Source organism: Methylobacterium brachiatum, assembly GCF_900113845.1.
GTDB lineage: Bacteria > Pseudomonadota > Alphaproteobacteria > Rhizobiales > Beijerinckiaceae > Methylobacterium > Methylobacterium brachiatum.
On sequence record NZ_FOQW01000006.1, the window covers coordinates 328,008 to 352,028 of the forward strand.

Annotated in this window: 20 protein-coding genes and 1 tRNA gene; 7 read left to right on the forward strand and 14 right to left on the reverse strand. The window is 70.4% G+C overall.

Going from position 1 to position 24,021, the window contains the following annotated elements; all coding sequences use genetic code 11:
- Positions 1-152 precede the first annotated feature (152 nt).
- The gene (locus BMZ47_RS09735) at positions 153-1,196 is read right to left on the reverse strand and encodes a MaoC family dehydratase (RefSeq protein WP_091861371.1); all 1,044 of its coding nucleotides are present in this window, start codon (positions 1,194-1,196) and stop codon (positions 153-155) included.
- 12 nt (positions 1,197-1,208) lie between these two features.
- Entirely contained in the window at positions 1,209-1,511 is a 303-nt protein-coding gene (locus BMZ47_RS09740; RefSeq protein ID WP_007567711.1) for a YggT family protein, read from the reverse strand.
- A 123-nt stretch (positions 1,512-1,634) separates the two neighbouring features.
- On the opposite strand from BMZ47_RS09740, the gene BMZ47_RS09745 reads away from it, so the two are divergent.
- Positions 1,635-1,710 (forward strand) — tRNA-Ala (locus BMZ47_RS09745).
- 199 nt (positions 1,711-1,909) lie between these two features.
- Entirely contained in the window at positions 1,910-3,190 is a 1,281-nt protein-coding gene (gene tnpC / locus BMZ47_RS09750) for an IS66 family transposase (protein WP_091861251.1), read from the forward strand.
- 336 nt (positions 3,191-3,526) lie between these two features.
- On the opposite strand, the gene BMZ47_RS09755 is transcribed toward tnpC, so the two are convergent.
- Positions 3,527-4,465: a LysR family transcriptional regulator gene (locus BMZ47_RS09755; RefSeq protein WP_091861374.1), complete on the reverse strand. Its 939-nt coding sequence runs from the start codon at positions 4,463-4,465 to the stop codon at positions 3,527-3,529.
- Between the two features lie 105 nt (positions 4,466-4,570).
- Here BMZ47_RS09755 and BMZ47_RS09760 point away from each other — a divergent pair, with 105 nt between their 5' ends.
- Positions 4,571-5,458: an alpha/beta fold hydrolase gene (locus tag BMZ47_RS09760; protein ID WP_091861377.1), complete on the forward strand. Its 888-nt coding sequence runs from the start codon at positions 4,571-4,573 to the stop codon at positions 5,456-5,458.
- 826 nt (positions 5,459-6,284) lie between these two features.
- Positions 6,285-7,607, forward strand: a complete 1,323-nt coding sequence (locus BMZ47_RS09765) for an MFS transporter (protein WP_091861254.1) — start codon at positions 6,285-6,287, stop codon at positions 7,605-7,607.
- A gap of 390 nt (positions 7,608-7,997) precedes the next feature.
- On the opposite strand, the gene fes is transcribed toward BMZ47_RS09765, so the two are convergent.
- Both fes and BMZ47_RS09775 read right to left on the reverse strand, forming a co-directional pair.
- Positions 7,998-9,581, reverse strand: coding sequence for an enterochelin esterase (fes, locus tag BMZ47_RS09770; RefSeq protein WP_208601026.1), 1,584 nt, complete (start codon positions 9,579-9,581; stop codon positions 7,998-8,000).
- The gene (locus tag BMZ47_RS09775; RefSeq protein ID WP_091861257.1) at positions 9,578-11,803 is read right to left on the reverse strand and encodes a TonB-dependent siderophore receptor; all 2,226 of its coding nucleotides are present in this window, start codon (positions 11,801-11,803) and stop codon (positions 9,578-9,580) included. Before BMZ47_RS09775 ends, fes begins: the two co-directional genes overlap by 4 nt.
- Positions 11,804-12,098: 295 nt before the next feature.
- On the opposite strand from BMZ47_RS09775, the gene BMZ47_RS09780 reads away from it, so the two are divergent.
- Positions 12,099-12,851, forward strand: a complete 753-nt coding sequence (locus BMZ47_RS09780) for a helix-turn-helix transcriptional regulator (RefSeq protein ID WP_167369022.1) — start codon at positions 12,099-12,101, stop codon at positions 12,849-12,851.
- Between the two features lie 246 nt (positions 12,852-13,097).
- Here BMZ47_RS09780 and BMZ47_RS09790 read toward each other — a convergent pair whose 3' ends face one another.
- Both BMZ47_RS09790 and BMZ47_RS09795 read right to left on the reverse strand, forming a co-directional pair.
- A complete protein-coding gene (locus BMZ47_RS09790) occupies positions 13,098-13,739 on the reverse strand; it encodes a hypothetical protein (protein ID WP_208601027.1) in 642 nt (213 codons plus the stop codon).
- A 71-nt stretch (positions 13,740-13,810) separates the two neighbouring features.
- Positions 13,811-14,311 carry a hypothetical protein gene (locus BMZ47_RS09795; RefSeq protein ID WP_007568010.1) on the reverse strand — a complete coding sequence of 167 codons (501 nt, stop codon included), beginning with the start codon at positions 14,309-14,311 and terminating at the stop codon, positions 13,811-13,813.
- A 125-nt stretch (positions 14,312-14,436) separates the two neighbouring features.
- Between BMZ47_RS09795 and BMZ47_RS09800 the strand changes: the two genes are divergently transcribed.
- Both BMZ47_RS09800 and BMZ47_RS09805 read left to right on the forward strand, forming a co-directional pair.
- Entirely contained in the window at positions 14,437-14,658 is a 222-nt protein-coding gene (locus BMZ47_RS09800; RefSeq protein ID WP_091861266.1) for a hypothetical protein, read from the forward strand.
- Positions 14,651-15,151, forward strand: a complete 501-nt coding sequence (locus tag BMZ47_RS09805) for a hypothetical protein (protein ID WP_091861269.1) — start codon at positions 14,651-14,653, stop codon at positions 15,149-15,151. Before BMZ47_RS09800 ends, BMZ47_RS09805 begins: the two co-directional genes overlap by 8 nt.
- Before the next feature lie 48 nt (positions 15,152-15,199).
- Here the strand turns inward: BMZ47_RS09805 and BMZ47_RS09810 are convergent, their stop codons facing one another.
- From BMZ47_RS09810 to BMZ47_RS09840, 7 genes are all read right to left on the reverse strand, one after another.
- Positions 15,200-15,712, reverse strand: coding sequence for a hypothetical protein (locus tag BMZ47_RS09810; protein ID WP_091861272.1), 513 nt, complete (start codon positions 15,710-15,712; stop codon positions 15,200-15,202).
- 6 nt (positions 15,713-15,718) lie between these two features.
- Positions 15,719-17,899 (reverse strand): M48 family metalloprotease, encoded by a 2,181-nt coding sequence (locus BMZ47_RS09815; RefSeq protein ID WP_483129550.1) that lies wholly within the window; start codon positions 17,897-17,899, stop codon positions 15,719-15,721.
- A gap of 228 nt (positions 17,900-18,127) precedes the next feature.
- Positions 18,128-18,535, reverse strand: a complete 408-nt coding sequence (locus BMZ47_RS09820) for an integron (RefSeq protein ID WP_091861275.1) — start codon at positions 18,533-18,535, stop codon at positions 18,128-18,130.
- Between the two features lie 62 nt (positions 18,536-18,597).
- Positions 18,598-19,335, reverse strand: coding sequence for a hypothetical protein (locus BMZ47_RS09825; protein WP_091861278.1), 738 nt, complete (start codon positions 19,333-19,335; stop codon positions 18,598-18,600).
- A 46-nt stretch (positions 19,336-19,381) separates the two neighbouring features.
- The gene (locus tag BMZ47_RS09830; protein ID WP_091861281.1) at positions 19,382-19,723 is read right to left on the reverse strand and encodes an SPOR domain-containing protein; all 342 of its coding nucleotides are present in this window, start codon (positions 19,721-19,723) and stop codon (positions 19,382-19,384) included.
- Between the two features lie 166 nt (positions 19,724-19,889).
- Positions 19,890-23,084 (reverse strand): bifunctional cytochrome P450/NADPH--P450 reductase, encoded by a 3,195-nt coding sequence (locus BMZ47_RS09835; protein ID WP_091861284.1) that lies wholly within the window; start codon positions 23,082-23,084, stop codon positions 19,890-19,892.
- A gap of 115 nt (positions 23,085-23,199) precedes the next feature.
- Entirely contained in the window at positions 23,200-23,898 is a 699-nt protein-coding gene (locus BMZ47_RS09840; RefSeq protein ID WP_244536776.1) for a TetR/AcrR family transcriptional regulator, read from the reverse strand.
- Positions 23,899-24,021 lie beyond the last annotated feature (123 nt).

Sequence of the window (24,021 nt, forward strand, 5' to 3'; positions counted from 1 at the left end):
GCATCGCGCCCGCTGCCGGGCGGGCAATGGCGTTCCGATACACCGGCGCCGGACGCGGGCAGCGGAGACCAAGATATCTGCGCGCCCCCTCCCCCTCTGCGGGGGAGGGAAAGCCGGGCCTATCCAGACGGATTCGCCTATTGCGCCCAGCTCTACTTCGGCACGAACGCCCAGTAATCCAGGTCGAGGATCACGGCCGGGTCGTAGCCATCGCCCGCCCGGTCCGGGAAGGCGCCGCAGGGCTGGTTCTTGGTGGCCACCGTGCGCAGGCGCAGGAGGCCGACATCGTCGCGGCCGACATCGGCCGCGGCCAGGACCTCGCTCCAGGCATAGACCGTGTCGCCGGCAAAGAGCGGCGCCACGTGGCGGCCGGCATTGATGCCCGCCAGCGCGAAGGCGTTGCCCAGGCCGTTGAAGCTGAGCGCCCGGGCCAGCGAGATCACGTGCCCGCCATAGATCAGCCGCCGGCCGAACCGGGTGTCCTTGGCGGCCAGCCCGTCGAAATGAACCTTGGCGGTGTTCTGGAACAGGCGCGTGGCGATCTGGTGCTCGGCCTCCTCGACGGTCATGCCGTCGACATGGTCGATCTTCTCGCCGACCGCGTAGTCGGCGAAGCGGTGCGGGCTGCCGGCGAGCTCCGAATCGTAGGCCGCGGCGGACAGCTTCGGCAGGGCGCCTGCGAGGTCCTGCGGGTCGACCACCTTGGCCAGCGTCGGCACGTGCTCCTCGGCGATGGCCGCCTCGGGGTCGCGCTTGCGCACCAGCACCCAGCGGCAATAGCTCAGCACGGTCTCGCCGGATTCGTCCGAGCCCACCGAGCGGACATAGACCACGCCGGTCTGGCGGTTCGAGCTCTCCTTGAGGCCGATCACCTCCGAGACGGTCGACAGGGTCTCGCCCGGATAGACCGGCCGGCGGAAGCCGCCCTCCGCGTAGCCGAGATTGGCCAGCGCGTTCAGCGAGACGTCCGGCACGGTCTTGCCGAACACCATGTGGAAGGTCAGCAGGTCGTCGAGCGGGCTCTTCGGGTAGCCGAGGGCCCGGGCGAAGGCGTCCGACGATTGCACGGCGAAGCGCGGGCCGTAGAGGCCGGTGTAGAGCGCCACATCGCCCACCGTCACGGTGCGGGGGGTGGCGTGGCGGATGGTCTCGCCGAGGCGGAAATCCTCGAAGAACCGGCCTGGATTTGTCTTCACGGTCACTCGATCCTACTGCGCGTAGATATACGCCTGGGGCACGGCATATTCGTGCAGAAGGCGGCTGATGAACAGCAGCAGCAGGATCAGGATGATCGGCGAGATGTCGACGCCGCCGAGATTGGGCAGCAGGTTGCGGATCGGCCGCAGCACCGGCTCGGTGATCCGGTAGAGCACCTCGCCGATCTGGGCGACGATCGGGTTGCGGACATTCACCACGTTGAACGCCACCAGCCAGCTCAGGACCGCGCTGGCGATGAGGACGTAGATGAAAAGCTGGACGACCGTGTCGAAGAGCCAGATCAGGGCGTTCATGCAGGTCCGCGCACTATCCTCGGGGCGCCCGCGCGGCAGCACCGGGAGCGGTGTGCGGCAGGCGGCGGTGAAACAGGAATTGACAGGCTGAGCCGCCCGCGCCTACAAGGCCGGCGCCTCGACGGGGCTGTAGCTCAGATGGGAGAGCGCCGCAATCGCACTGCGGAGGTCAGGGGTTCGATTCCCCTCAGCTCCACCACTCACTTTTCGGTTCGGAAAAGCGAGGGGTGGCAAGAACTCACCGAACAATCCATAGGCTTTCTCGCGACGGATGTGCGGCTTTCTGCTAGAGCCGTACATCCGCAGTGTCGTGCTTACGGCTCCGACCGTGCCGTCGCGACAAACCCGTAATTACCCACCCCCTTGCGCGGTTTGGGTTTCGCTGATTCCCTGCCGGGATGGGTCGCAGCGATCTTGAGCGGTTGAGCCGCGAGGAGCTGATCGAGCTGGTGCTGCGGCTGCAGCGTCCGGAAAAGACCTGGCGTACCTCGTCGAAGCCTCCCGCGACGGACCGCAAGGAGCGGCGGGAGCAATCCAAGCCTGGCGGCGCCAAGCATGGTCACGAAGGCCATAGCCGGGTGATGAGCGACGATCCCGATACGGTGGTCGATCATCGTCCCGACCGGTGCTCATGCTGCGGCGGCGACCTGCACACCGCTCTTCCGACAGAGGTCGTCGGCGTTTCCGAACGGATCGAGCTGCCGGAAGTCGCGCCGGTGGTGACGCAGCATCGGCGACTGGCCGTGCATTGCCCGGCCTGCGGGACGCGGGTGGTCGAAGCCGTGCCGGAAGCGGCGCGAGGAACACCCTTCGGCCCGCGGCTGCATGCGGTGGCGACGTATCTCAAGACCTTCCAGGCGCTGTCCTACGCGCGGTTGCAGGCGGCGCTCTCCGACCTCTTCGGTCTGACGCTCAGCCAGGGCGGGCTGATGAACTTGCTCCAGCGCGCGCAGAGGCGCTTCCGCTCCGGTCGCGAGGAGGCCGTCTCGATCCTGCGCCGTGCCACGGTGGTCGCCTCGGACGAGACCGGCGTGCGCATCGAGGGCAGCAACGCCTACCACTGGGTGTTCCATTCGGCCAAAGCCGTGGTGCACACGGCCTCGCCAACGCGGGGGGCGATCGTGGTGCGGGAGATGATGGACGGGCATCGGCCCGCGGTGTGGATCTCGGACCGCTACACCGCCCAGCAGGGCCACGCCGCCGCGCACCAGACCTGCCTTGCCCATCTCGCCCGTGATGTCGCCTACGCCGTCGACACCAGCGACGATCCTGTCCCCTGGCACCTGCAACTCTGGCTCCAGTCCGTGTTCACTCTGGCCGAGCGCGCCACCGATCTGGCCGCCTCGACGCTGGCCGCCAAACGCCGGAGCCTGGATCGCCAACTCGGCGCCATCCTGGCCACGCCGAGCGGCTGCGACCTGACCCGCGACCTGCAGGCCAAGATCGGTCGGGCTCGCCATCAGCTCCTCGTCTTCTTCGATCATCCCGGCGCAGTCGAGCCCACCAACAACGGCTCCGAGCGGCTGCTGCGCCCGGCCGTGATCCAGCGGAAGGTCACCAACGGCTACCGCGCGATGTGGGCCGCCGAAGGCGAAGCCGCTATCCGCACCGTCGTCGATACCGCGCGCCTCACTGGTGCCAGCCAGTTCGGCACTATCCTCAAAACCGTCGGCGCCTGAACCTCACGATTACCGGGGTGGGTAATTACCCAAACCCTGTCTCAATCCGCTTGGAAAAACTTAGTCCGCTTGACTGTCCTGTCGAATCGCCGAACCGGATGGCATGTTCGGCCACCTCCCAAACAGATTGCCAAGAATCGGTGTCTCGGGAAGCTTAAGATATTGAGACATTCCTGCGTCCTTGCGACCCCCAACATCGACTTGGCGCGGCTGAGCGACAACTTCTTTCGCAGCATGCCTCTTCCGATGCATCACAGCACCCTCCACGGGGCGCGAAGCCATATCTCTGGGAGGCCCCTTCTTCCGGGGCAGGCCAAATTAGCCGGCCGCGCTTGGTCAGGCCGCATCGGAGGTCTGAGCCTGCGGTACGATCCGATCGAGGTGGGTTCGGAGTCGGCCGGCAGCAAAGTCCATAAAGGCGCGAACCTTGGCAAGCGCCAGCCGGTCGGGTGACACGACCAAATGGATGGGGACGGGGGGCGGCTCGTCGGCGGGCAGAAGAACAGCCAAACGGCCGTCACGCACTTCGTCCTGGATCTTGTACGAGAAGATTCGAACGATGCCCTCGCCGTCGATTGCCGCTCCGACAGCAGCGTCGTCGGTGTTGACCATCAGCCGAGGCTTGACGCGGACCGTGCGGGCGATCCTGCTGCCGCGCGCCGGCGGAAAGCTCCAGATGTCGGTCGGGCTTGTGGGTTCGATCCCGATGCAGTCATGCCGCGCCAGATCGGCCAGCGTATTGATCGGCGGTCGATCAGCCAAGTATCTCGGCGACGCGCAAAGAACGCGGCGCACTTCGCCGATGCGAACCGCGATCAGGCTGGATTCCTGCAGCGGAGCGATCCGGAGCGCAACATCAATCCCCTCATCGACGAGGTTCGTCACCCGATTCAGCAGCAGGTAGCGGACCTGCATGGCGGGATACGCCCTCAGGAACTCACCCACGACCGGGCGCAGAACGCGTGTCCCGAACATCACGGGCGCGGTGACGGTCAGGACGCCCCGGGGTGCAGCCCGGTTCCCGGCCAGGGCGAGGTCGGCTTCGTCCAAGTCCGTCAGCACCCGGCGGCAGACGGCGGCGTATTGCTCGCCGGCCTCGGTCAGCTGCAGCCCTCGGGTCGTCCGGTGCAGGAGTCGAGCTCCGACATGCCTCTCAAGAGCGGCGATGGCCCGCGTCATCGCGGCTGGGGAGCGACTGAGGCGCCGGCCAGCGCATGCGAGGCTGCCCTCGTCCAGAGCGGTGACGAACACCCGCATCGCTTCGAGACGATCGATCATTATTCCGCCGTGCGAAATCAAGGATTGCGCAGGTTAGGCGTTCCGCTCCCGAGCACAACGGCCTAGCCTGCTTTACCTGATTTGGAAAACAGGAGGGTGAACGTGACCGACCCCGCCAACATCCCGATCATCCATTATCGGACTGCCAAGGTCGAGGGCGTGCGCATCTTCTACCGGGAGGCGGGCCCCGCGGATGCCCCGATCGTGTTGCTGTTGCACGGCTTCCCGACCTCGTCGCACATGTTCCGCAACCTCATCCCTCTCTTGGCCGACCGCTATCACGTCATCGCCCCCGACTATCCAGGTTTCGGCGGCAGCGATGCTCCCGATTACCGGGAGTTCGCGTATACGTTCGCGCATTATGCCGACATCGTGGACGGCCTGCTGACCCAGTTGGGAGCGGGCCGCTATACGATGTACGTGATGGATTACGGCGCCCCGGTCGGTTACCGGCTCGCGCTCAAGCATCCAGAACGCGTCAGTGCTCTCGTCGTCCAGAACGGTAACGCCTATGAAGAGGGGCTGAAGGCATTCTGGGATCCCATCAAGGCCTACTGGCGCGAGGATACGCCCCAGCGGCGCGAAGCTCTCGCTTTCCTCGTCGCACCGGAAACCACGAAGTTTCAGTACGTCGACGGCGTGGCCGACGTCTCCCGGATCGATCCGGACAACTGGCTGCACGACCAAGTGTTGCTCGACAGGCCGGGCAACAGGGACATACAGCTCGACCTCTTTCGCGACTACGGCACCAACGTACCGCTCTACCCACAATTTCAGGCCTTCTTCCGGGAGCACAAACCACCGACGCTCATCGTCTGGGGCCGGAATGATACGATCTTCCCGCCCGACGGCGCGCATCCGTATCTGCGCGACCTGCCCGATGCCGAGCTGCATTTGCTCGACACGGGGCACTTCGCGCTCGAGGACAAGCTCGACGTCATGGCGCCGATCATTGGGGACTTCCTCGATCGCAGCATCGGCAGCCGTTGAGGCACAGGCGAGCAGCAAGGGGGCGTCGTCAGGGGACGATCCAGGTCGCGGACGGCGCCACGATCTCATTCAAGGATCGCGGCGAAGGGCGGCCGATCGCCCTCGCTTACCGCTGGCCTCCCAGCGCCGACACCGTCGAGGATCAAATGCCCGTCCTCGCCCGTCAGGGATACTGCTGCATCGCGTATGACGGATGCGGGCGCAGCCCCTCCGTCCGACCTTGGACTGGCAGCCACCTCAATACCGAGGCTGGCGATTGGGCGGCGCCGGTCCAAGCGCTTGGGCTCGCGTCGCCTGAACCCTCTGGCGTAGCATGCGTTTTGTGCCTCCGATCCGAGGCGGGACCTCGCTGAGCGACACGTTCACGGACGGATCCTCGACCACAGAACGAGGCTTTCCGGCCAAAGGCGAGAATACCGCCCTGGGGCCTGCGGCGCACACTCTCGGTCATCCCTGGGGCGCCCTCAGAACGGTGCCAAGTGGCGCGCAACTCAGCAAGAACGGGGGCCGCGGAGCCAAGCCGCCTGTCGAAGCTGCAGCGCGGTTGGCCGCCGAGATCATCGGGTCCGGGGCCCTGTGACCGGCATCGACCGGGAGGCGAGCGTGCGCGCTCGCGCCGGGACAAGGGCTGAGTCATCCGGATCAACGCGGATCCGGCCGCGAGCGACCGCCATCCAGACGTTTGATGCGTCCGAGACGCGCGGCCCTGTGGCCAGCTGCCGGGTCTTTGTGCATCAGACGGTCCCGGTCGCCGCCGCGGCCCGATCGCACGGAGACGCCGGTCCGGCCGGCCGGGCGATCGGCATCCGCCGCTCGGGGTATGAGAATGACCACGGCCTCCTACGATGCGGCGCTGGCCGCCACCGGCGTCGGCGCGTTCCAGAAGCGGTTGTTCGCCCTGTTCGGCCTCGTCTGGGCGGCGGACGCGATGCAGGTGCTCGCCATCGGCTTCACCGCCCCCTCGATCGCCGCCGGATTCGGCATCCCCGTCCAGCAGGCGCTGCAGACGGGAACCGCCCTCTTTCTCGGCATGCTGGTCGGCGCCTTCCTGTTCGGCCGCCTCGCCGACCGTTTCGGGCGCCGGCCCGTCCTGATCGCGACCGTGCTGATCGACGCCGCCTTCGGCCTCGCCTCGGCCTTCGCCCCGAGCTTCGGCTGGCTCCTGGCCCTGCGGTTCCTGACCGGCCTCGGGGTCGGCGGCACGCTGCCGGTGGACTACGCGATGATGGCCGAGTTCCTGCCCGCCGATCGGCGGGGCCGGTGGCTCGTGGCGCTGGAAGGTTTCTGGGCGGTCGGCACCGTGGTGCTCGCGCTGGCCTCGCTCGCCGCGCACGGGACGCGACCGGAGGAGGCGTGGCGGGTCGTGTTCATGATCACCGCCGCGCCCGCGCTGGTCGGCCTCGGGCTGCGCATCCTGATCCCCGAATCGCCGCTCTTCCTCCTCCGGCGCGGCCGCACCGCGCAGGCCGAGGCCGTGCTCGCGCGGGTCGCGCGCACGAACGGATGCCCCGCCAGCGCGCCGAACCTCTCGCAGGCCGCCCGATCGCTCGGGACACCGAAATCCGCCGGCTCGATCTTCCGCCCGGACCTCCGGCGGCGCTCGGCGCTGATCCTGGCCGTCTGGCTGCTCGTGTCGGCCTCGTATTACGGCGTCTTCGTCTGGCTGCCGGTGCGGCTGGCGGGCCAGGGCTTCGGCTTCCTGCGCGGCGAGGCCTTCCTCGTCCTGGTCGCGCTCGCGCAGCTGCCGGGCTACGCGCTCGCCGCGTACGGGGTGGAGCGCTGGGGGCGGCGTCCGACCCTCATCGCCTTCCTGCTCCTCAGCGCGTTCGGCTGTCTCGCGTTCGGCATCGGATCGTCGGTCGGCTTCCTCGCGGCGGCGACGCTTCTGATGAGCTTCGCGCTGCTCGGCACATGGGGGGCGCTCTACGCCTTCACGCCCGAGCTCTATCCCACGGAACTCCGCGCCACCGGCATGGGCAGCGCCGGCGCGGCGGCCCGCCTGGGGGGCCTGCTCGCACCGTCCGTCCTGGCGCCGGTGCTGGCGAGCGGCTTCAACCTCGCGCTCGGTGCCTTCGCGGCGCTGCTCGCGCTCGCCGCCGCGCTCACGCTGCTGATCGCGGTCGAGACCCGGCGGATGCCGCTCGGGTGACGCTTGTGCTTCAGGCGGGGATGGCTCTGCCGCTGACGGTGGACTGTCCCGCTTGAGAGGCGCTCGACGCCTTGGTTGCGGAGGCAACCAGAGCCTCAACGGGCTGATGATGGCCCGGAGGTCGCCGCGCGCCCGCATGAACGAAGCCGCGAGCGACATCTCCCGATCAGGCAGGCTGACCGGTCGCGCCGGCTTCGCAGCCGTCGAACGCCTCACGATCTCTGGCACGGACAGAATTCGGGCCCAGTCCTTTCTGAGGCCGGGCATGCCATGAACGAGAACCTGACCGCTCCAGCACGGCTGAACGCCCGACCTCGGGAAGGTCCGATGTCTGGTGGGCGAGACAGGTGTGCCGGTGAAACCACCATGAACCGGTATTCGCGAGGCACCTCAATCGATCGTGCGGGCGCCGGCGATGGCCAAAAGACCGTCTGCGAGCGCGCCGCGCCAGACCAGATAATCGTGCCCGCCGGCATAGTCCCGGCCCGTGACGGGGTAGCCCCGGCTCTTGAGGCGCTCGCGCAGGCGCCGGGTCGTCTCCAGGATGCCGTCCGAGCCCTGATGGGCGCCCTCGAACAGGCCGGCGCTCATGTGGAAGCGCAGGTCTCGGCGCGTCGCGCGGGCGACGAGCTCCGCCAAGCGCTCCGGATGCCACCAGAACGAGCCCGACATCGCGATGACGTTGCCGAACAGCTCGGGATGGGTCAGCGCCACGGTGGTGGCCGCCAAGCCGCCATAGCTCGATCCGGCCAGGATCGTGCGGGCGGGCGGGATGGCCGCGCGGCTGCGCGCCTGGATGGCCGGCAGCAGGTCCCGCGCCAGGAAATCCGCGAAGGCCGGGTTGCCGGGGAGTTCCCGCGTGCGCGTCTCGGCATCGATCTCCGAGACGAACACCGCCAGCGTCGGGGGCAGGCGCCCGTCGGCCGTGAGGGCGTCGAGGATCCGGGGCGTCGGCACCTTAGTGAGATAGGCCTTCGCGTCGAACAGGATCAGCAGCTGGTTGCGCCGGTCCGCCGGGTCGAAGCCCGCCGGCGTGTAGAGCGTGATGCTGCGGGTGTTGCCCAGGCCCGCGCTCGACAGCCGGAACCGGGTGAAGGTGCCCCGCGGGGCCGAGAGGTTCTCGAGCCCCGGCTGGACCGGCGCGGCGGGCAGTTCCAGCGTCGAATCCTGGTTGAACGCGTCGGGCGCGTCCGCCGGCCAGGGGTGATGGTTCAGGGGATCGGCGGCCGCAGTGGCGAGCAGGGCGATGCGGCGCTCGCGGGCGCTGCCGGCGGGCGCCGGCACGTCGGGGGCGATCCGGTAGGACAGGCGCGTATCGGCTGGGACCGTGAAGCTTTTGAACCAGACATCGCTGCCGGCGAGGCGGCTCAGCCATTCATGGTCGCCCGACGGCGCCCCGACGAGCCGCACGTTCGTCCGGTTGCCCCGCGCCAGGAAGGTGAGGAGGACCTGGCCGTCGCCCGCCGGCTCGACCAGGGGCGTCCCGCGTCGCGCCACATCGGCCCAGAACGCCTCCGTGCCGCCCCCCGCCTCAACCCTGTGCGCCAGGGCCGCCATGACGGGACTGATCAAGTGCGGCGCCGGCGACACCGCCTCTAGCGGCGCGGCGCTCGCCTCCGTGGTCAGGCGCGCCGTCCCCTCCTCAAGCGCCTTGAGAACCAGGCGCGCGGGCCCGCCCGGCGCCACGAAATGGACCACGGTGCGGCCTTCGACATCGTCGGCCAGTCGGCGGATCGGTCGGCCGTCGTCCGCCACGAGGTCGAGCCGGACGCGGCCGGCGCCGACCGCGAGGGTGCCCCGCACATAATCGCCGGGCTGGGCGACCAGCACCAGGGATCGCACCTGGCCGGCGGCCAGGCGGTGGCTCGCAACGGTCTCTGCAGGCTGCGTCCCCGGAGGCGGCGCGCCCTCGGAGTGGGGCGCGGACATCCCGAGGACCAAGCCGGCCATGACCAGGGCCGCGAGCGACCTCACCACCGGTATTTCAGCGCCCCGGTGACGGTAAACCCGTCTCCGTAGAAGCAGGCCCCGGCGCCCTGGCACGACGCCACGTAGGTCACATTGCCGATATTCTTGGCGTTGAGCTGAAGGGCGGCGCCGTCGAAGCGGCGGTCCAGAACGCCGAGATCGTAGCTCAGCATGGCGTCGACCAACGCGTAGGACGGCACCTTCACGGTGTTGGCACTGTTGCCCCAGCTCGTGCCCAGGTAGCGAATACCGGCGCCGAGCTGGAGGCCCCTGAGCAGTCCCGTGTCGAAGGTATAGGCCGCCCAGAGCGAGGCCATGGTACCGGGGATGCGCGGCGGCGTCTTGCGGAACTCGGTCGGATCGCCGGTCCTCTCGATGATCGAGTCGATGTAGGAATAGCTGGCGATCAGGGAGAGATTGGCGGTAATGTCGCCCTGGGCGGACAGATCGACGCCCTGGTTGTGGACGACGCCGATCTGCTTGAAGATGAACTTTCCGAACGTGTCCGAGTAGGCGCTGACCACCCTGTTGTTCTGCACAATGTCGTAATAGGCGGCCGTGAGCAGAAGGTGCGTTCCCTCCGGGGTGTACTTGATGCCGCCCTCGAACTGGTCCGCCGTAGTCGGTTTGAACGGCGTGTTGCCCATGGGCGGCTGATCGAGGACTGGCTCGAACGAGGTGGCGTAGCTCACATAGGGTGCGATGCCGTTCGGCAGGGTGTAGAGCGCACCCACGCGATAGGTAAAGGCACTGTCGTCGTAGCGCATGGCGGTCCGCGGCACGGAATCGGTGGTCGACGTCTTCGCCCAATCCTCCCGGAGGCCGGCCAGGAGGTGGAGATCACCGATCGTCACTTGGTCTTGCAGGTAGACACCGACCTGGCTGGCAGACGTGTTCAGGTTTGAGTCCGGGTCGAGGACCAAGCGCGAAAAATCGTAGCCGTATATCGGACGGGCTAGGCTGATGCTGGGGACGTTCTTCCGGTCGAAGCCCCAGTGATAGTCGCGGGTCCGGTCGCGATAGTCGAGGCCGGCCAGGATCGTGTGTTCGACTGGGCCGGTGGCGAGCTTAAGCTCGACCTGATTGTCTTTGGTCAGCGTGCCCCAGGCGTCTGTGCCACCCGATGCGGAACGACTAATGAGCGTCTTCGCGCCGGTTGCCGAATCGAGACTGGTGCGCCCCCAGGTGAGCGTCCGCTGCTCGTAATCGACCCAGGCGTAGCGCAGCTTCTGACGCAGCGTGAGGGCGTCGCCGATCCTGTGCTCGAACTCGTAGCCGATCCAGGCCTGTGTGCGCTCCGCCTTCTCGAAGTTGGGGTCGGAGACGAAGAAGTCTCGCCGCACGTAGCCGTAGTCTTTGATCGGCCGGATCGTCCCATCAGCATCGAGGAAGTTGCGGAAGCCGAAATTCGGTTCCCACTGGTAGCCGGACAGGATGGTCAGCGTCGTGTCCGGGCTGGGAGCCCAGCTGAGCGAGGGGGCGACCGCGATGCCCTGTTGGCGGGTGAAGTCTTCCTGCAGGTGCGTGGTCAGCCCGGTGCCGACGAGGCGGAAAGCGAGGGACTCCGTGCCCGACACCCGGTCGGAGATGTCGAACGATCCTTGCAGGAACGCCCTATTGCCGACGGTCAGCCAGATCTCGCGCAACGGCCCCGAGAACAGCGGCTTCTTGCTCACCATGTTGATGAGGCCGCCTGGATTGACCTGGCCGTAGAGCACCGAGCCCGGGCCGGAGAGCAGCTCCACCCGTTCGAGCAGATACGGGTAGACCTTGGAGTAATCGACGTCGCCGCCAAAGAGCATGCCGTCGAGGTAGCGCGGCACGTAGGAGAAGCCGCGCACGAACACCTCGTCCCGCACGTTGGAGGCGCCGCGATAATCGGCGATCACCCCGGGCGTATAGCTGAGCGACTCGGCGACCGAGCGGACCTGCTGATCGTCCATCTGCTGCCGACCGATCACCGTGATCGATTGCGGCGTATCGGCGATCTTCGCGCTGGTCTTGGTGCCGGAGAAGGTTTGCCGAGCCACGTAGCCACGCACCGGGCCGTCACCGCGCTCGCCGCGGCCTTCCACCGACAGGGTGTCGAGCGCGACCGCAGCGACGGGCGCCGATCCGCTGACACTTTGGGCCAGCGCGGCGCTGAGGGCGATCGTGCTCGCCGCCCCGGTGAGAAGGATCGAGAGGGCCAGACGCAGGGACGTTCCGGAACAGATGTGCGACCGCATGGACGAGACGTTGGCAACACGCCGCGCATGATCCGTCGCGCGAGAGCACGTGATGCTGAGCGCTCCGTATAGGCCCAAGCATTCCGAAGCTCCACGAAGGTTAGCGTTGCCACAGCGGCGGATTTCTTTGTAGGAACGGCACGCCTTGCGTAGGCAATATCGTTTTAATTTGTATCTTTTCTAAAGTGATTGGCGTATGAATGCTATGGATCATCTGTCCGTCAGCGTGATCGACGGGCGGACAGGCTGCGTATGCGACGCAGCCGTCAGCGAAATCAGCCCAGGTTTGCTCGTGATGGTCTTGTCTGAGGGCGCGCATCGATTGTTCATCGACGGTCAGGCGTTGGATGTGCAGGGAGGCGACGAAGGGGGCGACGGAACGGTGGTCCTGCTCAACACCACCCGTGCGTCGCGCCTGCACCATGATCCCGGCGAGGCGGCGCCCGTCCGGTCCGTGACGATCGCGGCGCCCCATGCGTGGCTGGACGGGCTGAGGCGCGCGACGACCGAGACCGACCCGGTCCTCCAGGATTTCCTGTCCACGCATCGCGCGCAGCTGACCGTCCCGGCGAGCCGGCAGATCCGCCATCTGGCGGATCAGATCTACGACCCACCGCCGACCCTGGGCGGCGCGATCCGCGCCCTTCATTGCAAGGCGCGGGCCCTCGACATCCTGTGCCAGGCCTGTGCGGCCGTGAGAGAGCACACGGGCGAGCGCTCGCAGCCGCACCTCGCAAGCCGCCGTCGTAGCGAACGGGTCCGGGACTACGTGCTGGCCAATCTCGGCGCGAATCTCACCATCGAGAGGATTGCCGCGGAGATCGGGGCGAGCGTGTCCTCCGTCCAGCGCCACTTCAAGGAACACTTCCGGATGACGGTGTTCGAATTCATCCGCAGCGAGCGGCTCGCTCAGGCCTGCGCGGCGCTGGAGCGGGACGGCGTCACCATCGCCCAGGCGGCCTACGTGGCGGGCTACGCGGATCCCTCGAACTTCACGGTGGCGTTCAAGCGGGCCTACGGCGTCCTGCCCAAGCACAAGCGGCGGTGACGGCGCCCGCTCACTCCTGAGCCCCGGGACGATCGGGCCCGCCATACGGACGCTTACAGCCATCCGCCTCCGATCGGAGCCGTGCCGCCCGGTTTGCGGAGAATCCATCCGGACGACCCGAAGGCGCCCGGCATCCGCGATCGCTCCAGAACGCCCTCCTCCGATCGGCTGCGTCCGGCCGCGGCGGGCGGCGGCCGGTGATGCCGCCCGGCCTCGATCGCATCCCGGCGCGGCGCAACCATATGCTCAGCGGCCGAAATATCGGGTGAAGGCTCGTCCGCCGCGCGCCGCGGGGGGCTCGAGGACCCGGCCGTGTCGGTCGATCAGGCTCCATAGGCCGCCCACCATGGAGGCCGGCACCCGGCCGTCCGAGCGGCAGCCCGTGCAGGCCAGGGCCTGGCCCCGAGCGTTGAACGGGTAGGCCCAATCGTAGGGTGTCGCGAGCACGCGGCGCAGGCGCCGGTCGTAGAAGGCGACCTTTCCGGCGTACCGTCCGCGCACGAGCCCCTGGGCGAACGGGTCGGGCCCGTTGTCGAGGGTGAAGACCGGCAGCCCCAGACCGTCGGGGCGGACCCACAGCCAGCCGAGCCCGGGGACCGCGACCTCGGCCAGGCCATGGTGGAACGGCAGGCGGGCGGCGTGGACCGGGGCCAGGCGTATCATCGCGCCGGCGCGACGGGCGCAATGCGCATGGCGGTCGAGCTCGGTGCGGACATAGTGGCAGGCCATGGGATAGGCGGCCGGCTCCTGCCGCGCCGGCGCGGGCGCGACCGGCAGGATCATGGTGCCCAGGGCGGCGATCAGCCGGGCCGGCGTCCCACGGGAACGGCCGCTCGGTTCGGGTCCCGCGGGTATGATCCGCGGCGGGTCGCGGGGCCGTGTGCCCAAGTCCGGATCCTCTATCGGAACGGCGCCGGAATCGGGCTACCGGAGGTGGCCGCGCGGCCCGCCGCGCGCCCTCAGAGGCCCTTCTCCAGAACCTGGACCACCGCGTCCACGCGGGGCTTGAAGTCGGCTACGTTCGCGAAGGGACGCCAGTTCACGTCGAGGATCCCGCCCTCGAACTTCAGCCCGAGGGCGTAGTTCGAGCCCCGGGCGCTCGCCTCGTCGTAGCGGACCCGGATCGACTTCAGCGCCTTGTGCAGGGCATCGCGGCCCATCTGGTCCTTGGTGATCTCCTTCAGCCCGGCGGCCAGCGGCTCGAAGATCGTCTTCCCGAAATAGGCGTCGTCCGCGTAGTATTGCGCGTCGCCCGGGATCGTCAGCTGGTCCCAGGCCACCTCGACCGGCACGGGAAAGCCCGCCGCCTCCTGGATCGCCTTCTCCAGGGCCGGATACCGGTCCTGACGATAGGCGGCGATCGCCCGGCGCTCGGCGAGCCCGACCGTCGGCTCGGCCCAGGCGGCCGGGACGCAGAGCCAGGTTGCGGCAGCCGCGAGGGCGAGACGGCGTGAGATCATGCGGTGGGGTCCTTCTGCAGGTTGGGGCGGCCTTGGCTTGCCGCCCGGGGGTGATGGTTCGATGACGCGGCGCGGCCGGGAACGCCCGCGGTGAAGGCGGCGCAGCGTCTCGATGGCGGGGTGGGATGATCGCACGGACAATCCGACCGGCGCTCCTGGCCGCTCCGGTCGTCGCCCAGCAGGCCGCGCCCCCGCGGGCCGAGCCGGTAAAGCCCGCCGGCGCGGCGGCCGTGAAGGCCCTGACCTGCGATGCCGTCGCGGCCGACGAGCGGCGCCTGCGGCAGCGCTACCGCAGCGATCCGGCGGTGCTGCGCGCCCTCGACCGGGCGCGCGACCCGGATGGCTGACGCCGACGATCCGGCGCGCCGCCGGGTGATGCGGCTGCTCCGGGCCCCGCCCCTGGCCCTGCTGCTCGGCCTGGGCCTCGGGCCGTTCTTCCTGCTGTTTCCGGCCCTGCCCGCCAGGCCGGAGCAGGATTCGAGCCTTCTGCCGGTCGCGCTCTGGCTCGGCGCGGCTCTGCTGGGTGGCCTTGCCGGCGCCCTCGAGGGGGCCGGGCGCCCGCTGTACCGGGCGGGCTGCCTCATCCTGGCGGCGACGCTGCTCTCGCCCTTGGCCCTGCGCCTGGTGATCCTGACGGATCCCGGGATCCCGCAGGATCTCGCGACCCTGCTCGGCCTCGACGGGGAATCGGCGATGGACGCCGCTCTGTACGAGATCTGGCTCGCGGCCTGGATGGCCTGTCTCGCCGCAATCCTGCCGTGCCGGCTTCTCCTCACGCGGTACCGGAGCGCCCGCCGCGACAGGCCGGCCGGCGCGTCCCGGTCGAGCCCGGGGGCCTGAGGCCGCCCCGCCGGAATGGGACTCCGCATCGCCACGGACCGCTCCGCCTCACGCCGTGGCGGCAGCCGACGCCGCCCGCCTGTTCCGGATCATCGCGAACCCGGCCGCCGCGATGATCCCGGCCAGCCCGAGCACGATCGCCAAGAGGGTGATCGTGCGGTTCCAGAGCTGATCGAGGCCGAGATCGGTGGTGACGAGGTCCGGACGCTGCGGGTCGGCCATCACCGCGATGCTGTAATCGCCGACATGCAGGCCGGTGAACAGGTAGTTGACCTGCCGGGTCACGGTGGCGGTGGGCGTCCGAAGGCTCACGGTGACGTCGCAGACATGGACGATCACCGTGGTCTTGCACGTGCCCGCGCTCACCTGCGCGTTGGGGACGGCCCGCGCCCGGTCGTGAACCTGCCAATCCGTCAGCAGGGTCGGGGTGGTGTGGACGAGGCACCCCACCAGGAGACCGCCGAGCGCCACGAAGCCGATGAGCGCCCGGAGGGCGCCCCTCCAGCCGTTGCCCTGGGGCGGCAGGCGCAAGGGTTCGGAGCGGTTCGGGGACGCGGTCATGCAGCCTCAGGCAACCTGGCTCTCGTGAGGAACGGGTCGGGCGGCGGTCTCGGCCAGGATCCGCCGGGCCTGCGCGGCGTCGCGATAGCGGCCGATCAGGTCGGCGAAGTCCTGCGGCTTCATCTTGCGCGGCAGGCCGTGCTTGAGCGTGACGATGCGGCGCTTCGGATCGAGCTTGATGCCGCGCCCGCCCGGGATCCGCTGCGGCACGGCGACCTCCGGCGGCAGCAGCAGGCGGGTGACCATCGTGAGCCGGTCCAGCGTCATGTCGAGGTCGGCGATGTCGTCCCAGGCGATGGCCCGGTCGAGGCCCGGCACGTGCAGCCCCTCGGGACGCAGGGCCATGATGACCCGCTCGCCGTCCCGGAGCCGGTAGAGGCCGGGGCCGCCGAGGGCGACGCCGCAGACGAGCGCCACGGCGGCCACGATCCGGGCCTCCTGCGGCGAGAGACCCGGGAGGCCGAACAGGGCCAGCGCCAGCGCCGCGACGCCGAACAGGATGCCCGCCGTCACGAACACGATGGCCTGGGGCCGGCGGTTCTCGTGCAGCACCTTCTCGTCGGCCTCGATCTCCGCGGCGGTCGCCTCCAGATGCGCCCGGAACGCCGCATCCTGCGCCCGCACCGCCGCGAGGAAATCGGCCGTGGCGGCCCGGCACAGCCCGGCCGGATCGGCGAAATAGGCGGCGAGCTGCCCGGGCGCGTCCGAGGGCGGCCGGGCCGCGGCGGCGGCGATCAGGTTCGCGTCGATCGTCAGCCCGAGGGCGGCGACGCGGTCGCGGGTCGTCGGATGGGTGTCGGTCGGGTGCGGCTGCTCGGTCTCCAGATGCGCCCCGGGATCGTCGAGCCCCTGGGCGGCGACCCGGTCGAGCACGGCCGCCACGAGGTCCGCGGGCGCCGAATCGGGGGCCTGCGCGGCGGCGTCCAGCGTCTCGGCGATGCGCGGCTGCACGGCGCCGGTGCGCAGGAGCGCCCGCGCCGCGGCCTCGGCCGAGGTGGCGCCCGCGCCCGCCGCGTCGGCGGCGAACTCGCGCGCCCGGCTCCAGTGGCGCACGGCGAGGTGGAAGCGCTCCATCACGAAGACGCCGAGGCGCAGGGACGGGCCGAGCAGGCTGAACGAGCCGTGATGGCCCGCCGCCACCGCGTCGAGGGAGCGCCCGACGCCCGCGTAGATCGGCAGGAAGCGCTGGCTGTAGGCCGTGTCGCCGCCGGCATAATGGGCGAGCTCGTGCGCGAGGATCGTGGCCGTCTCGTCGACCCGCATCAGGGCGAGGTAGGGCAGCGGCAGGTAGAGGATCCGGCCCTCGAGACGCTCACCCCCGGGCTCCAGCTCGGCCGGGCCGGCGCTGACGAAGAACCCGCCGCCGAGGCCGATCACCACCGCGTCGGGCTTGAGCGCCCCCAGCCGGTCGGCGAGCGCCTCGGTCAGCCGCCACAGGCCGGGCGCCTCCGCGGCCGTGACGACGCGCCCGAGGATCGGCAGGGGATCGGGCTCGAAGGCGCTGAGCGCCCGGCGCAGGCCGAGCACCGTGCTGCCCGCGACGACGACCGCGCCGCCGACCACGACCACCGCGAGCCCCAGGAGCTTCAGCGCGCCGGCGCTGAAGCCGGTCTGGACGAGCATGCCCGCCTCGAAGGTCACGGCGGCGACGAAGCCGGCGGTCGCCGCCAGGATCTGGGTCGAGAGCGCGGTCGGGATCACCCGTCGCATCAGCGAGAAGCCGCGCACCAGCGCATCGCGCGACGTCCGCCCGACCTGGCCGAGCAGCGTGCCGGCGAGCAGCACCAGGATCGAGAGCGCGGCCGCGATGGCGCCCCCGACGATCACCACCGGCGGCAGGAGGCGGCGCCATTCCATCACGGTGGTCAGGGTGGCGACCTCGTTCCGCGCCGCCCGGGCCTGGTCCAGGGCGAGCGGGCCGCCGTAGAGCTGGCCGTTGCGCCGGAACTGCATGCTCCAGTCGATGCGCCCGTCCTTGGGCACGCGCGCCTCGAGATCCGCGACGATCCGGTCCAGCTGCCGGCCCTCGGCCGCGAAGGCGGCCCAGTCGTCGGCGCCGCGCTCCCGCTCCCAGAGGCCGAGCATCATGAGGCAGAGCGGCAGCAGCACGGTGGCCGCGACGAGCTTCAGGACGGCGCTGGGACGTGACTGCGACTGCGGCGGATTCGACGGCTCGGAAATGGTCATCTCCTGACGCGCACAGGATCCGGGGTGATGCGACGCAAGAACGGGAAGATGATCGACGACGGAACGGAGGGCCTGACAGACATTGCAGCGTTTGATTTCAGACCTGCGCCGGTAAAGGTTGGGCACAACTCAATGTGTTCTTCGCAGCGCGACAGGATTTCTACCTTCTCGGACCGGCGCGTCAACAGAATGTTGTCCTGTCCGCCTTCGGCGCCGCGAGGAGCCGGATCAGCCGGCCATGCTCCGGACGTACCGGTGGTGGATCCACCCGGCGCGGCAGGGGCCCGCGTAGGGCGCGCGCCGCGGGATCGGCGAGGACACGCCGCACTCCGCCCCGCCGGTCCGGTCGCGCGGGGCATAGACCACGCCCCTCCAGGGCCCGCGGGCCTCGCACAGGCGGACCTTGTCGCCGGTGTGCAGCCGGTCGATCTCCCGGTACGGCGTGCCGCCGGGGCCGCTGCGCACCGAGAGGAAGTTGTCGCCCCGCGGGTCGAGGCCGACGATCTCGCCGACCGCGTCGCAGGCATCCAGCTCGGCCTCGCCGCCGACGGTCACCGGGACGTCCAGGCCCTGCGCCGCCGCGGGGGATGCGAGGGCCAGGAGGGCGAGGAGCGACAGGCTTCGGAACAGAACCATGGACGGGCGATCCCTTGATTGCGGCGCCGGGCAGGCGGTGTCCGAGGCGGATCGAACGGCGCTCATCGCGGCGGCGGGGCCGCGCTCCGGCGGGCATAGAGGCCGGTGAAGCTCACATTGGCGCCGCCGCAGGCGTTGTTGTCCCGGACCACGAGATAGGGGCCGCGCCGCCACAGCCGGATGCGGCAATCGTCCGGATCCCCGGCCGCGTAGGGCAGCGTCTTGTCCTCGCCCATCGTGAAGGCCAGGACGCCGTTCTCGGGCCGCGCCGTGCCGGCGACCGCGCCGATATGGAACGGGCCCTCGCCGCCGCGGCGCGCATCGCTCCGCCCCCAGGAGGCCTCGCCCTTGACCGCGAGAGCGTCCCCCGCCCCCGGCGCGATGGTCAGGTCCGCGTCCTGGCCGATCCAGTGCCCGACGAGGTCCGCAGGAGCGACCGCCGTCTCGGGCAGGGCCGCCAGGGCGCCGGTGGGCAGCCAGCCGGTCGTCAGGACGCCCTTGGCGCTGGTGAAGCCGGCGCAGGTGAAGCCCCCCGCGCTCCGGCTGGTCAGCACCGCGTCGCCGTCGGTGAGATAGGCGCGTCCCCGGCAGGCCGGGCTTGGGCCCGGGCATCCCTTGTTCGGGTCGTCCTCGACGAAGTAGGTGCGCGGCGCGCCCGCCCGCACGGTCGACGCCCGGGCCTCGTCGGCCTTCACGACGTCGGCCCAGTTGCAGCCGGCCCGGGCAGACGGCGCGGCGCCCGCGAGACCGAGGGCCGCCAGGGCCACGATATGGCCGCACCGAAGGATTGCCGCCGGCATCCTGTCCCCCCTCCTCCCGCCTGTGCGGAGCCCCGATCCGTCGCGCTCACTCGCCGGCATAGCGCCCCTGGCGGATGTAGGCGGTCGGCACGCAGGGGCGCAGGCGCGCGAGATCGGCTTCGGCCGCGGCCCGGGTCGCGTAGCCGCCGACGACCACGACATCGAATCCCTTGCTGAAGCCCACGAACTTGCCGGAGAAATCGTTGAACGGCTCCAGCCCGCACCGGGCGACCGCCGCCGAGGCGCGCTGGACCGCCGCGTCCTGCACCTGGGTGTAGTCCGGATTCGCGAACGAGCCGGCCACGATCCAGTACGGCCCCGCCGGCGTCGCGGCCTGCACGGAGGCCGCGAAGACGAGACTGAGCACTCCGATCAGGCGCAGACGCATGGATGCTGCTCGACCCCGGCGTTCGTCTGGGAACCTCTCACGCGACGGCTGGATAGAGCGCCCGGATCGACTTGCCGAGGCCCCATCGTGTGCTTCCCGTTGCGTTTCGACGGGAATGAAGCACCGCGCCGCGAAAGCCGCAACTGCAGAGGGTTCCGGCAGGCGGTCAGGCGAAGACGTCGGCGACGTAGCGGCCGGTCTCCCGCTCGACCGTGTCGGCCCAGGCCTCCGCCTCCTCGGGCGTGACGGCCCGGGCCTCCTGGTAGATGCGCACGCAGGTCGCCCGCACCGCCGGGGCCATCCGCTCGCCGTCGCCGCAGACGAAGACCGTGGCGCCGGCCCGGAACAGGTCGGCGACGTCGGCCCGGTCCCGCCAGACCCGGTGCTGGACGTAGCGCACGTCGCCGTCCGGCGCCTGCGAGAAGGCCGTTCGGACCGAGACGACGCCCTGTGCCTCCCAGGCGGCGAGCTCGTCGCGGTAGAGGTAATCCACGTCCGGGTGGGTCGCCCCGAAGAACAGCAGGGCCGGTCCCACCGGCCGGCCATTCGCCTTCTGGATCGCCCGCTCCTGCAGGAAGCCGTGGAACGGCGCGATGCCGCTGCCCGCGCAGATCATGACGATCGGCACGGCGGGGTCCTCGGGCGGATGGAAGGCCGCCTGCGAGGGCCGCACCGCCACCGAGAGGCGTGCGCCCGGCTCCAGGCCGGCGAGGTAGGTCGAGGCGACGCCGCGATGCCGGCGCCCGCCGGCCCGCGCGGGGGCGTCGAGCACCGAAAGGGTCAGCGAGCAGCGCGCGGGATCGCGCAAGGGGGAGGACGAGATCGAGTATTGCCGCGTCCGCATCGCCGGAAGCGCCGCCAGGAACGCCCCGAACGCCAATTCGCAGGCCGGGACGCGCTCCAGGAGGTCGAGCAGGCTCACGCGCTTCTCCAGCACCTCGGCCGCGTAGGCCTCCGGCTGCGCCAGCTGTTCCAGCGCTGCGCGGTCGGGCGGGCAGCGGGTCGCCGCGGCGAGCTGGCTGACCTGCGCCCGGGTCGCCGGCTGGCCGAGCTCGACGTAATCGGCCAGGATTTCGGCGGCGGAGACCGGGTAGCCGGCCGGCAGGGCGGTGGCGGTACCCGCCCCCTTGCGGATGAGGATCCGCGTATCCCCGGCCAGGCCGAAGCGCCGGAGCGCCCGCTCCACATCCGGGTGCGGGTTGCGCGGCAGGACCGCGAGATAGTCGCCGGTCCGGTAGCTCATGCCCGCCGGCAGCGCGATCTCGATGTGCCGCTTGGACGTGCCGAGCGGCGAGGCCGTGTCGACCAGCTCGCGATTCTCTAGGATCCGGCCCGGGTTGAGGTCGGTGAGGTGCAGGGCCGTCTCGCGGCCGGAGCGCAGGATCTCCACGTCGAGGCCGGTCCCGGCCGGCTCGGCCGCCTCCTGATCGCCCCCTCGGCCGCTCGTTTGCCCCAGCGCCCCGCCGAGATCGGCCCAGAGCCCGGCATACCAGGCGTCGAAGCCGCCGAAGAAATCGCCGCCGGCATCCGTCTCGCCGCGCTCTCGGACGCGCTGCGCGCCGGCCTTGGCGAGGGCCGCGTCGGTGCGCTTGGGGATCGCCTGGTAGGTGCGCGCCCATTGCCGGTTGCCGCAGCCGAACACGGTGAAGCGCACGCCCGCGAGGGCCTCGGGTCCGAGCCCCTCGACCCAGGCCAGGAACCGCCTGGCATTGTCGGGGGGATGCCCCTCGTAGGACGCGGTGACGACGATGACGGCGCCCTCCTTCGGCAGCCGCTCGACGTAGTCGTCCATCGGCGCGGCCGTGGCGGCGTAGCCCTGCCCCGCGGCCTCGCCCGCGATGCGCTCGGCGAAGGCCTGGCAGGAGCCGGTGTTGCTGCCGTAGAGCACGAGCAGCGGCGTGGTCGCCTCCCGCGCAGGCGCGCCGGTGCGGCCGGCCGTCATCGGCCGCTGCGGCGCCGTCGGGACGGCGCTGCGCGGCCGTGCCGCCCCGCGCCGGCGGGCATGGATGCGGAAGCCGTGCGGCTTCAGCGTCAGGGTCTCGGCGATCTCCAGCGTGTAGCCCGGATCCGCCTCCGTCAGATCGAAGCGCCGCAGGATCAGGGCGAGCACCAGATGCGCCTCCTGGAGCGCGAAGCCGCGGCCGATGCAGGCGCGCATGCCGTTGCCGAAGGGCTTCCAGGCGTTGGGCGGCAGCCTCTCGGCGGCCTCGGGGGCGAAGCGCTCGGGCCGGAACGCCTCCGGGTCGTCCCAGACTGCCGGGTCGCGGTGCAGGATCGGCGCGAGGATCAGCAGCGTGTCGGCGGGCGTCACCGAGTAGCGGCCGCCGATCACCGTGGGCGCCTTCGGGGCGACTGCGAAGGCCGGGGCGGTCGGCCACAGCCGCAGCGTCTCCTGCAGGATCTGCTCGACGTAGCGCATCCGGGGCAGGTCCTCGACCCGGGGCAGACCGTCGCCCAGCACCGCGTCGACCTGGTCCCGCGCCCTCTGCAGCACGTCCGGATTGCGCAGCAGCAGGTAGAGCGCGAACGAGAGCAGGCCGCTCGTCGTCTCGTGACCGGCGATCAGGAAGGTCACCATCTGGTAGCGGATGTTCTCGTCCGAGAGGCGCTCGCCGGTCTCCGGGTCGCGCCCCTCCAGCATCAGGTTGAGCAGGTCGTGGCGGGTGGCCGCCTCCGGGTCGCGCCGACGCTCGGCGATCAGCGTGTCGGCGACCTGGTGCATCAGGGCGATGTCGGCCTCGTAGCGCCGCTTGGTGCGCAGCAGCAGATTCGTGGCCACCTCCGGGCGCCGGGCGCGGGCGCCCGCCTCCTCCAGCGCGCCCACCATGGCGGCCACGAAGGGGTGCATCTCGTTCTGGTAGAAGCTGTTGAAGCGGTAATCGAACGCGCAGAGCGCGATCGTGTCGAGGGTGAGCCGGGTCATGGAGTCGGCGACGTCGATGGTCGCCTCGGGCCCGAACCGCTCCCAGCGCAGCAGCATCTGGTCGGCGATGTCCTCCATCCGGTCGAACATCGCGCGGATGCCCAGCGGCCCGAAGGCCGGCATCAGCAGCCGGTGGGCCTTGCCCCAGTTGGGCTCGTCGTTGCGGGCGGTGAACAGCCCGTCCCCGCCGAGGTCGCGGAGCATCTCCAGCGGCCGGTGCAGCTTCTTCTCGAACCGGCCCTCGTCGCAGAGCTCGTTCACGAGCGCCTGCGCGCTCACCACGGTGAGGCTCCGGCCGCCGAGCGACAGGCGGTAGATCGGCCCGTGCGCCCGGGCGAGGCGCATCAGGCTCTGCACGGGGGCGTTCGGGTCGATCTCCGGCAGGTTGCCGACGATCGGCAGGGGACGGGGCTGCGGGATGGGGGCGGTCGGTGCCATGGGACAGATCCTTGGCTTCGTCCGGGGTGTGGGTCGTGGCGGGTCCGGGCGCCGCCGATGCCCGGCGCTCAGCGGGATTCCGGCGCGGGGACGCAGTTCGCGAGGCTGAGCTTGGTCAGGAAGCGGGACATCTGTTCGGCCCTGTCTCTGGAGCGGGGGTGGCGGGAGCGCGCACGGAATTGTGGGTCGGGTGCAGCAGGCTCGCGATCACCGTCTCGGTCATGCGGGCCCGGGCCTCGGCGAGGTCGATCTCCGGGGCGAGCCGGTTCAGCAGGGTCGGAAAGGCCGGCGGCTGGCTCACCGCGTTGTTGGCGAGGGCGAAGAACAGCGCCGGATGGCTGCTGCGGACGATCCCGGCCGCGATGCCGGCGGCGAACAGCGCGCGCGTGGTCTCGTAGGCCGGCCGGAGGAGGCGCTCGGTCAGCAGGGCGGCACGCTCGGGCGTCTCCGATCCGTGCCGGCTGACGAAGTCGCGCACGTCGGGATGGGCCGCGTAGAAGGCGGCGACGCGGCCGATCACGGCCCGGAGCCTGTCGTAGAGCGGCTGCCCGGGATCCGCGGCCAGGGCGGCGACCTCCGCCATGGTCGGCTGCGCCGCCGCCACGATGGCGTCGAGGCAGGCCTCCCAGAGCTCGGCCTTGCTGCCGAAATGGACCCGCACGAGGTTCGGGCTCACATCCGCGGCTAGCGTGATGCTGCGGATATCCGCCCCGTCGAACCCGTGGGCCGCGAAGGCGTAGGTCGCGGCCCGCAGCAGCCCCTGCCGGCCATCCGGCCGGTCCCGGGTCGGTCGTCCGCGCGGGCGCTTCCTCACGGAGCCGGCGGGCTCGTCGATGCGCGCCATCGATCCCCCGTTAAATGTACGCCGGTACACTTAATCAGGGGATGCGCGCCCGCAAGGGCCCCGGCTCAGGCCCGTCATCCGCTCGGGCCCGGG